Source organism: Micrococcus sp. UYEF5 (genome assembly GCF_040546065.1).
GTDB lineage: Bacteria > Actinomycetota > Actinomycetes > Actinomycetales > Micrococcaceae > Micrococcus > Micrococcus luteus.
The window spans coordinates 75,751-90,719 of sequence record NZ_JBEPNB010000002.1 but is presented as its reverse complement, the minus strand read 5'-3'; the positions used below and the strand labels follow the sequence as shown (position 1 = coordinate 90,719).

The 14,969-nt window shown below is 73.7% G+C and carries 10 protein-coding genes; 6 read left to right on the top strand and 4 right to left on the bottom strand.

Annotated elements, in window-relative coordinates; translation table 11 throughout:
• The first annotated feature begins 103 nt into the window (after positions 1–103).
• Genes ABIB16_RS02455 through ABIB16_RS02445 form a run of 3 tightly spaced genes read left to right on the top strand, consistent with a single transcriptional unit; the run spans position 104 to position 5,160 of the window.
• Positions 104–1,135 (top strand): 3-oxoacyl-ACP synthase III, encoded by a 1,032-nt coding sequence (locus tag ABIB16_RS02455; RefSeq protein WP_044659529.1) that lies wholly within the window; start codon positions 104–106, stop codon positions 1,133–1,135.
• An 18-nt stretch (positions 1,136–1,153) separates the two neighbouring features.
• Positions 1,154–4,090 carry an alpha/beta fold hydrolase gene (locus ABIB16_RS02450; protein WP_354436033.1) on the top strand — a complete coding sequence of 979 codons (2,937 nt, stop codon included), beginning with the start codon at positions 1,154–1,156 and terminating at the stop codon, positions 4,088–4,090.
• The gene (locus tag ABIB16_RS02445) at positions 4,087–5,160 is read left to right on the top strand and encodes an NAD-dependent epimerase/dehydratase family protein (protein ID WP_044659527.1); all 1,074 of its coding nucleotides are present in this window, start codon (positions 4,087–4,089) and stop codon (positions 5,158–5,160) included. Before ABIB16_RS02450 ends, ABIB16_RS02445 begins: the two co-directional genes overlap by 4 nt.
• Positions 5,161–5,284: 124 nt before the next feature.
• On the opposite strand, the gene ABIB16_RS02440 is transcribed toward ABIB16_RS02445, so the two are convergent.
• Complete coding sequence (locus ABIB16_RS02440; RefSeq protein WP_044659526.1) at positions 5,285–7,390, bottom strand: DNA gyrase/topoisomerase IV subunit B; 2,106 nt, start codon at positions 7,388–7,390, stop codon at positions 5,285–5,287.
• Positions 7,391–7,642: 252 nt separating this feature from the next.
• On the opposite strand from ABIB16_RS02440, the gene ABIB16_RS02435 reads away from it, so the two are divergent.
• Entirely contained in the window at positions 7,643–7,852 is a 210-nt protein-coding gene (locus ABIB16_RS02435) for a DUF7455 domain-containing protein (protein WP_002858172.1), read from the top strand.
• Positions 7,853–7,917: 65 nt separating this feature from the next.
• Here the strand turns inward: ABIB16_RS02435 and ABIB16_RS02430 are convergent, their stop codons facing one another.
• The 3 genes from ABIB16_RS02430 to ABIB16_RS02420 all read right to left on the bottom strand — a co-directional run bounded on the left by ABIB16_RS02430 (position 7,918) and on the right by ABIB16_RS02420 (position 11,680).
• Positions 7,918–9,468: an RNA polymerase sigma factor gene (locus ABIB16_RS02430; protein WP_239074670.1), complete on the bottom strand. Its 1,551-nt coding sequence runs from the start codon at positions 9,466–9,468 to the stop codon at positions 7,918–7,920.
• A gap of 160 nt (positions 9,469–9,628) precedes the next feature.
• A complete protein-coding gene (locus ABIB16_RS02425) occupies positions 9,629–10,687 on the bottom strand; it encodes a DUF4192 family protein (protein WP_044659524.1) in 1,059 nt (352 codons plus the stop codon).
• A gap of 36 nt (positions 10,688–10,723) precedes the next feature.
• The gene (locus ABIB16_RS02420; protein WP_044659523.1) at positions 10,724–11,680 is read right to left on the bottom strand and encodes a PAC2 family protein; all 957 of its coding nucleotides are present in this window, start codon (positions 11,678–11,680) and stop codon (positions 10,724–10,726) included.
• Between the two features lie 233 nt (positions 11,681–11,913).
• Here ABIB16_RS02420 and ABIB16_RS02415 point away from each other — a divergent pair, with 233 nt between their 5' ends.
• Positions 11,914–13,446 (top strand): leucyl aminopeptidase, encoded by a 1,533-nt coding sequence (locus ABIB16_RS02415; protein ID WP_044659535.1) that lies wholly within the window; start codon positions 11,914–11,916, stop codon positions 13,444–13,446.
• Between the two features lie 115 nt (positions 13,447–13,561).
• Positions 13,562–14,941: a dihydrolipoyl dehydrogenase gene (lpdA, locus tag ABIB16_RS02410; protein ID WP_060973495.1), complete on the top strand. Its 1,380-nt coding sequence runs from the start codon at positions 13,562–13,564 to the stop codon at positions 14,939–14,941.
• Positions 14,942–14,969 lie beyond the last annotated feature (28 nt).

The window sequence follows — 14,969 nt, the reverse complement described above, 5'->3', positions numbered from 1 at the left end:
GACGCCCCGGATGGGCGCCCCGCCCGACCCCTCCGATACAGTGGGCTGTCGTCTCACCGCAGGTGAGCGCCCCCCTCCCCCGACCCCCCGCAGATTGGTCCTGGTGACGAACGTGTCCGGCAACGCCAGCTACGAGTACTCCCGCGCCGCCCTCCTGGCGGTCACCGAGGTGGAGGCCCCCGTCGAAGTCACCTCGCGGGACCTCGACGACCAGCTGGCGGAGGTGCTCACCCGCCTGCGCCTGCCCGGCTCCCTCCTGGAGCGGGTGGCCGGTGTGCGCAGCCGACGGAACTGGGACGAGACCGAGGACTTCCAGGAGGCCGCCGCCCGCGCCGGCGTCGCGGCCCTGGAGCAGGCCGGCGTCCCCCGGGAGCGGGTGGGCCTGCTCGTGAACACGTCGGTCACCCGGGCCACGCTCGAGCCCTCCGTGGCCGTGCGGATCCATCACCTCATGGGGCTGCCGACCTCGGCGACCAACTTCGACATCACGAACGCGTGCCTCGGGTTCGTCAACGGCCTCATGCTCGCCTCCACCCTCGTGGACGCCGGCCAGATCGACTACGCGGTCGTGGTCGCCGCCGAGGACGCCTCGAAGGTGCAGGCCGCCACCGTGGCCAACCTGCACGCCGAGACCACGCACCGCGGCAACTTCATGGAGCAGTTCGCGTCCCTGACGCTGGGCTCCGGGGCCGCCGCCGCCGTCGTCGGCCGCATCGAGGACCACCCGGACGCCCATCGGATCGTCCGCGGGATCACCCGCGCCGGCACCGACCACCACGGCCTGTGCGTGGGCGACCACCACGGCATGTACACCGACTCCACCGCCCTGCTCAAGGACGGTCTCGAGCTCGTGATGGACGCGTGGCACGACGTCCCGGCGGAGTGGGCGTGGCCGGAGGCCGACCGGTTCATCACCCACCAGGTCTCGCAGATGCACACCGACGCGATCGCGGAGTCCGCCCACCTGGACCCGGCGCGCATCCCGACGACGTTCCCCACGCTGGGCAACGTCGGCCCGGCGTCGCTGCCCATCACCCTCGTGCGGGAGATGGACGCCCTGGAGGACGGGGACACGGTGGTCTGCCTGGGCGTGGGCTCGGGCCTGAACACCGCGATGCTCGAGATCGAATGGTGAGCTGAAGGAGCCAGAGCCATGCCCCAGATCCCCGCCGCCCCCGCCGCCCTGCCGCCGGCCGACCGACTGCCCGGCTGGGACCCGGCGTGGTCCCGCCTCGTGGAGATCCGCTCCGCCGCGGACCCGGAGGGGACCGTGCGGACGCTGCACGTGGCGGACACCGGTCCCGTGCTCGCCGCGGCCGGGGCGGAGATCGTCGGCACGATCGTGGCGGTGCACGGCAACCCGACGTGGTCCTGGCTGTGGCGGTCCCTGCTCGCGGAGACCGTGCGCCGGGCACGCCGGGGCATGGCCGCGTGGCGCGTCGTGGCGCCGGACCAGCTGGACATGGGCTTCTCCGAGCGCCTCGCGCACGCGGGCTCCCCGTCCGCCGCGTCGATGGGCCGTGCCGGCGACACCTACCGCACGCTGGGCGGCCGCATCGCCGACCTGGACGCCCTGCTGGCGGCTCTCGGGCTGCGCGACCTGGCAGCCACCGGCCACCCGCTGATCACGCTCGGCCACGACTGGGGCGGTGTCGTGTCCCTCGGCTGGGCGGCGCGTCATCCGGAGCTGGTGGCCGGCGTCGCGACCCTGAACACCGCGGTCCACCAGCCCGAGGGGGCGCCGATCCCCGCCCCGCTGCAGGCCGCCCTCGCCGGGCCCGTCCTGCCGGCCTCCACCGTCACCACGGACGCCTTCCTCTCCGTGACGACCTCCCTCGCCACCCCGGCCCTCGACCGCGAGACGCGGGCCGCCTACCACCTGCCCTACGACACGGCGGCCCGACGCGGCGGCGTCGGCGGCTTCGTCGCGGACATCCCGGCCGACCCCGGCCACGGCAGCCATCCCGAACTGCAGCGGGTGGGCGAGGACCTCGCCGCCCTGGGCCGTACCGACGTGCCCGCCCTCATCCTGTGGGGCGCCGACGACCCGGTCTTCCTGGACCGCTACCTCGACGACCTCCGCGACCGCCTGCCCCACGCGCGCGTGCAGCGTTACGAGCGGGCGGGGCACCTGCTCGTGGACGACCGCGACATCACCGCGCCCCTGCTGCAGTGGGCCCAGCTGCTGCGCGGCGGCCAGCTCTCCGACCCCGCCTCGGGGCTGCCGGGCCCCGTCCCGCACGCCACCGCCGACGCGGCCGCCGACCCGGGCCTGGAGGTGGACCTCGGGGAGGAGCCCGGAGCCCGCGAGCCCGGCGTGGTCCGGCTCTGGGACCACCTGCGCGACTGGGGCGCCCCCGGCTCGGACCACCGCGAGTACACCGCGCTGGTGGACATGGCCGGCGCCCAGGCCGGCCGCTCGCTCGTGGGCACCGCCCGCCGCCCCGTGGCCGTCACCTGGGGTGAGCTGCAGGAGATGGTCTCGGCCATCGCGACCGGGCTGTGGGCCGCGGGCATGCGGCCGGGCGACCGGGTCGCCATGCTCGTGCCGCCGGGTCGCGACCTGTCGGCGGCCCTGTACGCCGTGCTGCGCGTGGGCGCCGTCGCCGTGGTGGCGGACCAGGGCCTCGGGGTCAAGGGCATGACCCGGGCGATGAAGTCGGCCCGCCCCCGCTGGATCATCGGCCGCACCCCCGGTCTGACGCTGGCCCGCGCCCAGTCCTGGCCGGGCACCCGGATCTCCGTGACCGAGCCGGGCGCCGCCCAGCGCCGCCTGCTCGACGTCTCCGACTCGCTCTACGCGATGGTGGACCGCCACCGCGACCCGGCCACGGGCGACGCCGTCGACGAGTACGGCACCGTGCTGCCCGAGCCCGCCCTGGACGCGGACGCCGCGGTGCTGTTCACGTCCGGCTCCACGGGCCCGGCCAAGGGCGTCGTGTACACGCACGAGCGGCTGGGCCGCCTCGTGGCGCTGATCTCCCGCACCCTGGGCATCCGCCCGGGCGGCTCCCTGCTGGCCGGCTTCGCCCCGTTCGCGCTGCTCGGACCCGCCCTCGGCGCCGCGTCCGTCTCCCCGGACATGGATGTCACCCAGCCAGCCACCCTCACCGCGCAGAAGCTGGCCGACGCCGCGATCGCCGGGCAGTCGAGCGTGCTGTTCGCCTCCCCCGCCGCCCTGGCGAACGTGGTCGCGACCGCCGACGGCCTCGACGCGCCCCGGCGCGAGGCGCTCGACGCCGTGCGTCTCGTGCTCTCGGCCGGCGCCCCCGTGCACCCGCAGCTGATGCGTCAGGTCTCGGACCTGATGCCGAACGCCCGGGTCCACACGCCGTGGGGCATGACCGAGGGGCTGCTGCTCACGGACATCGACGGCGCCGAGGTGCAGCGCCTGCGCACCGCCGACGACGAGGGCGTCTGCGTGGGCTCCGCGCTGCCCACGGTGTCCCTGGCCATCGCGCCGCTGCTCGAGGACGGCAGCGCCGAGGACGTCATCCTCGACCCCGCGCGGGGCCACGGCGTCCTCGGCGAGATCGTGGTCAGCGCCCCCCACCTGAAGGACCGCTACGACGCGCTCTGGCACACCGACCAGCAGAGCAAGCGCGACGGGCTGTGGCGGCGGGACGGCCGGGTATGGCACCGCACCGCCGACGTCGGCCACTTCGACGCCGAGGGCCGCGTCTGGCTCGAGGGTCGGCTCCAGCACGTGATCACCACGCCCGAGGGCCCGGTCGGTCCGGGTGGGCCCGAGAAGACCGTCGACGCGCTCGGGCCGGTGCGACGCAGCGCCGTCGTCGGCGTCGGGCCCCGGGGCACGCAGGCCGTGGTCGTCGTCGTGGAGGCGGCCGTGCCGGCCACGCGCCCGGCGCGGCGCCCGGGTCACCACCGGGACGGCCGGCCCAAGCAGGGCCTCGCCCCGACCGCGCTGGCCTCCGCCGTGCGCGCGGCCCTCGAGCCGCTGCCGGTGGCCGCGGTGCTCGTGGCCGATGAGATCCCCACGGACATCCGGCACAACTCCAAGATCGACCGCGCCCGGGTGGCCGACTGGGCGGAGGCCGTGCTCGCCGGCGGGAAGGTGGGTGCGCTGTGAGCGGCTTCGGCTACGACGTCGACCTCGACGCCGCCGGGATGCCCGACCTCGTCGAGCGCCTCGCGTCGCGCCGCGTCCTGGTGACCGGCGCCTCGGGGCTGCTGGGTGCGGGCGTCGCCCGGGTGCTCGCCGATGCCGGCAACGACGTGACCACCCTGCAGCGGCGTCCGTCGGGCGTGCCCGGTGCGCGGGACGTGCGCGGGTCCGTGACCGACCCGGCCGCCGTCGAGGAGGCCCTGACCGGCGCGGACACCGTGGTGCACGTGGCCGCGAAGGTGTCCGTGTCCGGCCCCGAGCACGAGTACGAGGCCGTGAACGTGGAGGGCACGCGCATCCTGTTGCACGCCGCACAGCGCCACGGCGTGCGACGCTTCGTCCACGTCTCCTCCCCCTCCGTGGCGCACGCCGGCGACTCCATCGTCGGCGAGGGCGCCGGAGCCGCCAGCCCCGAGCACGCGCGCGGACCCTACGCGCGCACGAAGGCGGCCGGCGAGCGACTGGCCCTGGCCGCCGACCGCGACGACTTCCGCGTCCTGGTGCTGCGCCCCCACCTGATGTGGGGGCCCGGGGACCTGCAGCTCACCGACCGGATCGTGCAGCGCGCGCGGGCCGGGCGAATGCCCGTGCTCGGCACGGGCGCTCCCCTGGTCGACACGCTGTACACGGCCAACGCCGTCGAGGCCGTGGTGGCGGCTGTGTCCGCGGCCGACGTGCACCACGGCGAGGCCCTCGTGGTCACCAACGGCGAGCCGCGACCGGTCGGCGAGCTGATCCGCCAGATCGCGCTGGCGGGCGGCGCCGCGGAGCCCGAACGCCGCGTCCCGGCGGGCCTGGCCCGGCGCGCCGGTGCCCTGATCGAGCGGGCGTGGGAGCGGGATCTGTTCGGGCTGCGGTCCCGGGGCGTGGGCTCCGACGACGGCGAGCCGCCGCTGACCGAGTTCCTCGCCGAGCAGCTCTCGACCGCCCACTGGTTCGACCAGCGTCGCACCCGTGAGGTCCTCGCGTGGACGCCGACCGTGAGCATCGACGAGGGCCTGCACCGCGTCGCGGCGTACTACCGCGACCGCTGACGCCCGCCGCGGCCGGAACGAGCGCCCGTCCCGAGCTTTCGTTCGGAAAACGGCGCGGGTCACGCCGCTTTCGTTCGGGAAACGGCGGCGGCCGCGCCGCCGTTTCCCGAACGAAAGCGGAGGGTCAGGCGTCGATGCGCTCGCGGTCCAGCTCGTCGGCGTGGGAGACGATGAAGTCCTTGCGCGGGGCCACCGCGGAACCCATGAGCAGGTCGAAGACGCGCTCGGCGGCCTCCACCTCGGCGATGTTCACGCGGCGGAGCATGCGGTGGCGCGGGTCCATGGTGGTCTCGGCCAGCTGGTCCGCGTCCATCTCGCCCAGACCCTTGTAGCGCTGGATCGGCTCGCGATACGAGCGGCCCTCCCGCTCCAGGCGGGCGAGCGTCGCGTGCAGCTCCTGCTCGGAGTACGTGTAGATGACCTCGCGTTCCTTGACGCCCCGGGTCACCGCCTCGATCCGGTGCAGCGGCGGGACGGCCGCGTACACGCGCCCGGCCTCGACCATGGGCCGCATGTAGCGGAAGAAGAGCGTCAGCAGGAGGGTGCGGATGTGGGCACCGTCCACGTCCGCGTCCGTCATCAGCACGACCTTGCCGTAGCGGGCCGCATCCAGGTCGAAGCTGCGCCCCGCACCACCCCCGACGACCTGGATCAGCGCCGCGCACTCGGCATTGGCCAGGATGTCCGAGACGGAGGCCTTCTGCACGTTCAGGATCTTGCCCCGGATCGGCAGCAGGGCCTGGAAGTCGGAGGACCGGGCCAGCTTGGCGGTGCCGAGCGCCGAGTCGCCCTCGACGATGAACAGCTCGGAGGAGGCGACGTCGTTGCTGCGGCAGTCCGCCAGCTTGGCCGGCATCGTCGAGGTCTCCAGGGCGTTCTTGCGCCGCTGGTTCTCCTTGTGGGTGCGCGCGGAGATGCGCGACTTCATCTCGGCGACGACCTTCTCCAGCAGCGTGTGCACCTGCTGCTTCTGGGCGCGGGCCGTGGAGGTGAGGCGGGCGGTCAGCTGCTTCTCCACCACTTGGGAGACGATCCGCCGCACCGCGGAGGTGCCGAGGATCTCCTTGGTCTGCCCCTCGAACTGCGGCTCGGCGAGCCGCACCGTCAGGACGGCGGTCATGCCGGCCAGCACGTCGTCCTTCTCCACCTTGTCCGACCCGGCCTTGAGCCGGCGCGCGTTGGCCTCCACCTGGGCCCGGAACACCTTCAGCAGTGCCGCCTCGAACCCGGACTGATGGGTGCCGCCCTTGGGCGTGGCGATGATGTTCACGAAGGACCGGAACACGGTGTCGTAGCCGACGTCCCAGCGCAGGGCGACGTCCACCTCGCACGTGCGCTGCACATCCTGCATGGAGGTGCGCCCGTCCTCGCCGAGCACCGGGACCCGCTCCTTGAAGGTGCCGGAGCCCTGGATCCGCCACACGTCCGTCACCGGGGTGGCGGGCGTGAGGTGCTCCACGAACTCGGAGATGCCGCCGTCGTACTGGAAGACCTCCTCGACCGGGCCGTCGGCGCCGGGCGTGCCGGGTCGGCGGCGCAGGTCCTTGACTGTGATCCGCAGGCCCGGGATCAGGTAGGCGGTCTGGCGCGCCCGCGCCTGGAGCTCCTCGGCGGAGAACGTCGCGTCCTTCACGAAGATCTGCTCGTCCGCCCAGTAGCGCACGCGCGTGCCGGTCTGCCCGCGCTTGGCCTTCCCGACGACGTCCAGCGGCGAGGCGTCCGTGGACGGCTCGAACGGGGCGTCTGGCGACGGGCGCGACCCGTCCTGGAAGCGGCCCGGCTCGCCGCGCCGGAACGACATCTGGTGGACCTTGCCGCCGCGCAGCACCTGCACGTCCAGGCGCGAGGACAGGGCATTGACCACCGACGCGCCCACGCCGTGCAGGCCACCCGAGGCGGCGTAGGAACCGCCGCCGAACTTGCCGCCGGCGTGGAGCTTGGTGAACACCACCTCGACACCGGACAGGCCGGTGCGCGGCTCCACGTCCACGGGGATGCCGCGCCCGTTGTCCTCGACCTCGACGGAGCCGTCCGGATGCAGGGTGATCTCGATCGACTGCCCGAAGCCGGCCAGAGCCTCGTCCACCGAGTTGTCGATGATCTCCCAGAGGCAGTGCATGAGGCCGCGGGAATCGGTGGAGCCGATGTACATGCCCGGCCGCTTGCGGACGGCCTCGAGCCCCTCCAGCACGGAGAGGTGGCGGGCGTTGTACTCGGTGTTCGCGGGCACGGGGCGGGCCTTTCGGTGGACGACGGCGGCCGGTCCAGCCTACTCCGCGGGCCGGACACGCCAGGGTTCGGGCCGGACGTCCCTGGGCAGCCCGGCCCGGCTGCTTGCGTACGCGGGTGGCGAAACGCGGGTGCGGGGCGGGCGCGCGGGGAAGTTCCCTGCCATCCTTGCTGTTCCATGGGACAAGAGGAGGACCGACCCGCCCCACCGGCGTCGTCGCCCTCCAGCCCCGAGAGACCCGAGGAGGACACCATGTCCATCACCGCCGTGGCCGAGCCGGCCGCCCTCACCCGTTCCGACCGCTGCGACCGCTGCGGCGCGCAGGCCTACGTCCGCGCCGTGCTGCACTCGGGCGGTGCCCTCCAGTTCTGCGCCCACCACGCCCGCGCCGTCGAGGACGCGCTGCGTCCCCAGGCCGCGCTGTGGCAGGACGAGACGGACCGCCTCACCGCCGGCGCCTGACGCGCCCGGCATGACGAAGGGCCGGACCCCCGCGGGGGTCCGGCCCTTCGTCATGCCGCTGCGACTCAGTCCAGGTAGTCCCGGAGCACCTGCGAGCGGGAGGGGTGACGCAGCTTGGACATGGTCTTCGACTCGATCTGGCGGATGCGCTCTCGTGTCACTCCGTAGACCTTGCCGATCTCGTCCAGCGTCTTGGGCTGGCCGTCGGTCAGGCCAAAGCGCATGGCGACGACACCGGCCTCGCGCTCGGAGAGCGTGTCCAGCACCGAGTGCAGCTGCTCCTGGAGCAGCGTGAAGGAGACGGCGTCCGCGGGCACGACGGCCTCGGAGTCCTCGATCAGGTCGCCGAACTCGGAGTCGCCGTCCTCGCCGAGCGGGGTGTGCAGGGAGATGGGCTCGCGGCCGTACTTCTGCACCTCGACGACCTTCTCCGGGGTCATGTCCAGCTCCTTGGCCAGCTCCTCCGGGGTGGGCTCGCGGCCGAGGTCCTGGAGCATCTGCCGCTGCACGCGGGCCAGCTTGTTGATGACCTCCACCATGTGCACCGGGATGCGGATGGTGCGGGCCTGGTCCGCCATGGCGCGGGTGATGGCCTGACGGATCCACCACGTGGCATACGTGGAGAACTTGAAGCCCTTGGTGTAGTCGAACTTCTCGACGGCGCGGATCAGGCCGAGGTTGCCCTCCTGGATGAGGTCCAGGAACAGCATGCCGCGACCGGTGTAGCGCTTGGCCAGGGAGACCACCAGACGCAGGTTGGCCTCGAGCAGGTGGTTCTTGGCCTTGCGCCCGTCCGCGATGATCAGCTGGATGTCCCGGCGCTCGCGGTAGTCGTCGGAGGCCTCGTGCTGCACGACGTGCTCGGCGTAGAGGCCGGCCTCGATGCGCATGGCCAGGTCCACCTCCTGCTCGGCGTTGAGCAGGGCGACCTTGCCGATCTGCTTCAGGTAGTCCTTCACCGGGTCCGCCGTGGCGCCCGCCACGACCACCTGCTGCACCGGGGCGTCGTCCTCGGAGTCGTCCATGACGAACGCGCCCTTGGACTGGGCCACCTTCTGGCCTGTGGCGGCCGTCGTGCCGGTCACGGCCTCCGCGTCCATCGCCGGACGCTCCGGAGCGTCCGAGCCGTCCGCGTCCTCATCATCAGAGTCTTCGGTGGCGGTCTCGTCCGCCACCACGTCCTCCTCGACGGCGTCCGCGGCCTCGGTGCGCTCGCGCGCCTGGACGAGCTCCTCGTCGTCCTCGGCCTGCTCGGCGGAGGCGGCGGACGCGGTGGCCTTCTTGCCCCCGGTCGTGGCGGTCTTCTTCGCGGCGGTGGTCTTGGCCGTGGCGGTGGTCTTGGCCGCGGTGGGCTTCCGGGTCGCCTTCTTCTTGGCCGTCGGCGTGGCAGCGGTCTTGGTCGCCGCCGACTTCGTCGCGGTCGTCCGCGTCGTGGCGCCCTTGGTCGTGGCGCTCTTCGTGGCTGCCGACTTCTTGGCTGCCGTGGAGCGGGTGCGCGTGGTCGTGGCCTCGGAGGCAGTGGTCTCCTTGCCGTCCTGCACACCGCTGGTCGTCGAAGTGGTCACTCGAGGCCTTTCCGTCTCGTCCGCGGCCACCCGCGGATCCTTGCAGTCCATAGACACGTGACCCTGTCAAGTCGCGGCCTCGGACGACCGACGTCGTCCGGGCCCGCCGACTGCAGGGTCCGTGAGTGCCAACGACGGCTGAGACCGATCTATTCCGCACCCGGGAAACGGGCTGCGGTCGGCCGTGCCGTCGTGAAGCCGCATCATTCTCTCATGGGCGGCCACCGTCGGGCCGCCACGCGGTGGCCGGGTCGGTCGCCCAGCCTGCGACGCACCCCGCGGCCACGATGCGTCGCAGGACGGAGACGAACGGGTCGCCGGGACTCAGCGCCGCCGCCGCGGTCAGGTGGGCGTCCGCGTCGGAGCCGTGGCCGCGGGCCCAGCCGACCCACCCGGCCAGCGCCAGGGCCTGCGCCGCCACAGCCGGCGTCGCGACGGGCACGAGCGCGCGCAGCCCCGCCCGCAGGGCGTCCAGCCGATCCCAGGCCGGCGCCCGGCCCGAGGCCGCGGTGAGGATCCGTTCCTCGTCCCCCGGATCCCCCGTGGCCGCGCCGGACGGCGCGGCGGCATGGAGCAGCAGGCCGTCGCGCCAGGCCGGACGCGTCAGCGGCGAGCCCAGCACGGCCGGTGCGGGCGCGCCGCGGTCACGAGCCGCGCCGGTCAGCACCGACTCCCACTGCGCCAGCCACGCGCGGCGTGCCGCGGGCGCGTCCTGCTCGGGAGGCCGCCACCGCGCGTCGTCGGCCCGGGCCGCCGCGGGACCGCGGCGCGGGACCGGGTCGGGCACTGCTGCACGGTCCCAGACCGAACCGCGGGTCATCAGGTGCAGGGACAGCGGCGCGGCTCGGGGGTCGAGCGGGCCCTCCTCGGCGACGCCGCTCCCCCACCAGGGGCGCGCCCGTCCCCGCGCGCACGTCCAGGCCGCGGTCAGGGGGCGACCCGCGGACGCCAGGGCGTCGTCGAGCGCCGCGGCCCAGCCGGGACGGGCGAGCGTGGCCCGGGCGCCGTCCGGCAGCGCGAGGCAGAGCGTCGCGTCCGCGGCTGCGTCCCGCCGGCACACCTCGGCCACGGCGCAGGCCCAGGCGCCGACGTCGACCTCCTCGGGAGGCAGGTCGACCCGCACCACGGCGCGCAGGCGCCCGTCGCGCAGGGTGAGGAGGACCAGGCTGCCCTCGGGCAACCGCCCGAGGGCGTGGCCGACGTAGGCGAGCAGGTCCTCCGGGCCGCGGGCCGGCAGGACGGGGACGTCGAGTGAGGTGGGGGCTTCCATGCCGCCACCCTGGCCGACCGGGCGCCCGCGGTGGGATCAGTCCCCGTCGCCGGTGGACGGACGGCCGGGTCCGTCCTCCTGTGCAGGAGCGGACCCGCCGCCGGCGTCCCGCGCGGCGAGGTACGCCTCGACGGCGGAGGCGAGTTCGTCGCCGTCGGGCAGGCCCTGCTCGGTCTCGAGCAACGACCGCTCCTGGTCCTCGGCGTTCTGGTCGTAGTTGCGCTCCAGGCCGGCGATCATCTGCTGGATCTCCCCGGACCCGGAGACCTGGCGCTCCAGCTCGGCCTCGATGTCCCGCGAGGCGTCTCGCAGGTCGTCCGAGGGCAGCATGAGCCCCATGGCGGCCCCCGCGTACTCGAGCGCGGCCACGGCCGCCTGGGGGAAGGACGCCTCGGCCACGTAGTGCGGCACATGGACGGTGTAGCCCGCCGTCGGCAGGTCCGCCTCCTCGGCGCGCAGCTCGAGCATCTGCAGCAGCCCCGCGACGATGTCCGCCTCCGGGCTCCAGGTGGACAGCCCCTCGACGGCGTCGGCGCGGGACCCGTGGGTCGTGACCCCGAGCCGCCGCGTGTGCGGCACGGGCAGCGGGGCCGCGTCGAGGAAGGTGAGCGAGTCCACCTCCCACTCCTGCGCGAGGCCGAGCACGGCCTCCGTCACCGCCTGCCACCGGAAGTCCGGCTCGGGGCCGGACAGCAGCAGGAAGGGGTGGCCGAGCAGGTCCTCGACCAGCTGCACCTCGAGCGCGGGCAGGCGCAGATCACGGTAGCGGTCCCGGTCGAACCGGAGCCGGGGACGCCGGGCGCGGTAGTCGAACATCGAGTCGACGTCGAAGGAGACGACGGTCCGATGGGTCAGGTGCTCGTGCAGCGCGGCCCGCACCTGCCGAGCGACCCGGCCCGCGTCCATGTGCCCGGTCAGGGCCACGAGCATGCCCAGGCCGGGGGGCACGGGCGCCCCCTCATGACGGGTGTACAGCGGCGCGGCGTCCTGCACGTCTCGTTCCCCTTCCGGTGGTCCGTCTGCGGGAGAGCCGTCCCCGCCGCCCGGATGGCGGCGGACGCGGATCCCTCCCTGTCCTCTGGCGTCAGTCAACCACGGCACGGCACCCTCCTATTCCGCGCCCGCGCGCCCTGGACGGGCGCGCGAGCCCTCTGGCTAGGATGACGCGGGACGGCCCGGCCCACCCCGCCGGGCGCATCCCCCACCCCCGGAAGAGAGGCCCGTCCGTGATCACCCTGGACCGCCCGACCCTGACCGCCCGCGCCCTGGAGGACTTGACCGCCTCCGCCCTCGTGGTGGGGGTGGGCACCGGCCCGGACGGCCCCGTGCTCCTGACGGACGCGCTGCCGGCCGAGGCGGCCACCGCCCTCGAGGCCTCGTTCGAGCTGCTGGGCGTGCGGGGCGCCGAGGACGAGGTCCATCGCCTGCCGGGCCTGGGCGGCGTGCCGGTGCCGCTGCTGGTCCTGGCCGGCGTCGGCGGTCTGGACGACGACGGCGAGGCCGCGGACGAGTCCCTGCGCCGCGCCGCCGGGGCTGCCGTGCGCTCCCTGGCCGGCACCGACGCCGTGGCCCTGGCCCTGCCGGCCGACACCCCGGCCCGACTGGCCGCCGTCGCCGAGGGCGCCGTCCTGGGCGCGTACGCCTTCACCGCCCAGAAGTCCGAGCGCGCCCGCGCCGAGACGGACACGTCCCGTCCCGTCCGCGAGGTCGAGGTCGTCACCCCGCTCGCCGCCGCGGACGCCGACCCCGTGCTGCGCCGGGCCGCCGTCGTGGGCGACGCGGTCTGCGCCGTGCGCGACCTGGTGAACACGGCCCCCTCGCACCTCTACCCGGCCACGTTCGCGGACGCCGTCGCGGAGGACCTCGCGGACTCGTCCGTGAGCGTGGACGTGTGGGACGAGGACCGCCTGCGCGCCGAGGGCTTCGGCGGCATCCTCGCGATCGGCCAGGGCTCCTCCCGCCCGCCGCGGCTCGTGCGCATCGAGCACGCGCCGGCCGACGCCGCCGCGCACATCGCGCTGGTGGGCAAGGGCATCACCTTCGACACGGGCGGCATCTCGCTGAAGCCCGCCGCCTCGATGATGACGATGAAGTCGGACATGGCCGGCGCCGCCACCGTCTTCGCCGTCGTGCGCGCCGCCGCGGCCCTGGACGTCCCTGTGAAGGTGACCGGCTGGCTGGCGCTGGCCGAGAACATGCCCTCGGGCACCGCCATCCGCCCGTCCGACGTCATCACGATGTACGGCGGCAAGACCGTGGAGGTCATGAACACGGACGCCGAGGGCCGCGTCGTCATGGCCGACGCCCTCGTGGCGGCCACCGACGAGCGACCCGACGCGGTGCTCGACGTGGCCACCCTCACCGGTGCCCAGCTGGTCGCCCTCGGCGTGCGCCACACGGGCGTCATGGGTGACGACGCGCTGCGCGACGAGGTCGTCGCCGCGGCCGACGCGGCCGGGGAGCTCGCGTGGGGCATGCCCCTGCCGGAGCAGCTGCGCGCCTCGCTCACTTCGCGCGTCGCGGACATCTCCAACATGGGCGACCGCTTCGGCGGCATGATGACCGCCGCCACCTTCCTGCGCGAATTCGTCGACGCCGGACGGTCGGAGGGCGACGCCGCCGCACGGACCCCCTGGGCCCACCTCGACATCGCCGGCCCCTCCTTCAACGAGTCGGCCGCGTACGGCTACACCCCGCAGGACGCCACCGGCGTGATGGTGCGGACCCTGGTGGGTCTCATCGAGGGGCGTGCCCGGTAAGGTTGGTCCCGATGTCCACCGCGTCCCCGGCCGCGCGGCCCGCCGCCGACGGCCGGGGGTGGCGGTGACGCACCACCACCACGATCCACCGACCCCAGCACCAAGGAGCAACACCGTGGCCGACAAGGCAACCGCTCAGGAATTCGACGTCCTCGTCCTCGGCGGTGGCTCCGCCGGGTACGCCGCAGCCCTGCGTTCCGTGCAGTACGGCAAGTCCGTCGCCCTCGTGGAGAAGTCCAAGGTCGGCGGCACCTGCCTGCACTGGGGCTGCATCCCCACGAAGGCCTACCTGCACGCCGCCGAGGTGGCCGATGAGACCCGCAACGCCGCCAAGTTCGGCGTCAACGCGACCCTCGAGTCCGTGGACATGGCGAAGGTGCGCGACTACAAGGACGGCATCGTCGCCGGCAAGCACAAGGGCCTGGCCGGCCTGCTGAAGATGCGCAAGGTCCAGGTCATCGAGGGCGAGGGCAAGCTCGTCTCGAAGAACGAGGTCGAGGTCGACGGCACCCGTTACACGGCGGAGAACATCGTGCTGGCCTCCGGCTCCGTGGCCAAGACCATGGGCCTGCCCATCTCCAAGAAGATCATGACCTCCACGGAGGCCCTCGAGCTGGACTACACCCCGAAGTCGGCCATCGTGCTCGGCGGCGGTGTCATCGGCTCCGAGTTCGCGTCCCTGTGGAACTCCTTCGGCGTCGACGTCACCATCATCGAGGGCCTGAAGACCCTGGTCCCCAACGAGGACCCGGCGATCATCAAGGTCCTCGAGCGCGAGTTCAAGAAGAAGGGCATCAAGACCAACCTGGGCACGTTCTTCGACAAGGTCGAGGAGACCGACTCGGGCGTCAAGGTGACCCTCGCGGACGGCAAGGAGTTCGAGGCCGAGGTCTGCCTCGTCGCCGTCGGCCGCGGCCCGAACACCGAGGGCCTCGGCTACGAGGAGCAGGGCGTCAAGATGGACCGCGGCTTCGTCCTCACCGACGAGCGTCTGCACACCGGCGTCGGCAGCATCTACGCCGTGGGCGACATCGTTCCCGGTCTGCAGCTGGCGCACCGCGGCTTCCAGCAGGGCATCTTCGTGGCCGAGGAGATCGCCGGCAACAAGCCGATGGTCGTCGAGGACATCAACATCCCGAAGGTCACCTTCACCGAGCCGGAGATCATGTCCGTGGGCTACACCCAGCCCAAGGCGGAGGAGAAGTTCGGCAAGGACAACGTCGAGGTCGCCGAGTACAACCTGGCCGGCAACGGCAAGTCCTCGATCCTCGGCACCGGCGGCATCATCAAGATGATCCGCCAGAAGAACGGCCCGATCGTGGGCGTGCACGGCATCGGCAAGCGCATCGGCGAGCAGATCGGCGAGGCGCAGCTCATCGTGAACTGGGAGGCCTACCCCGAGGACGTCGCCCAGTTCGTGCACGCGCACCCCACGCAGAACGAGGCCCTGGGCGAGGCCGCCATGGCCCTGTTCGGCCACCCGCTGCACAGCTGACCCACCGCACTGACCATCCCGGGCCCGT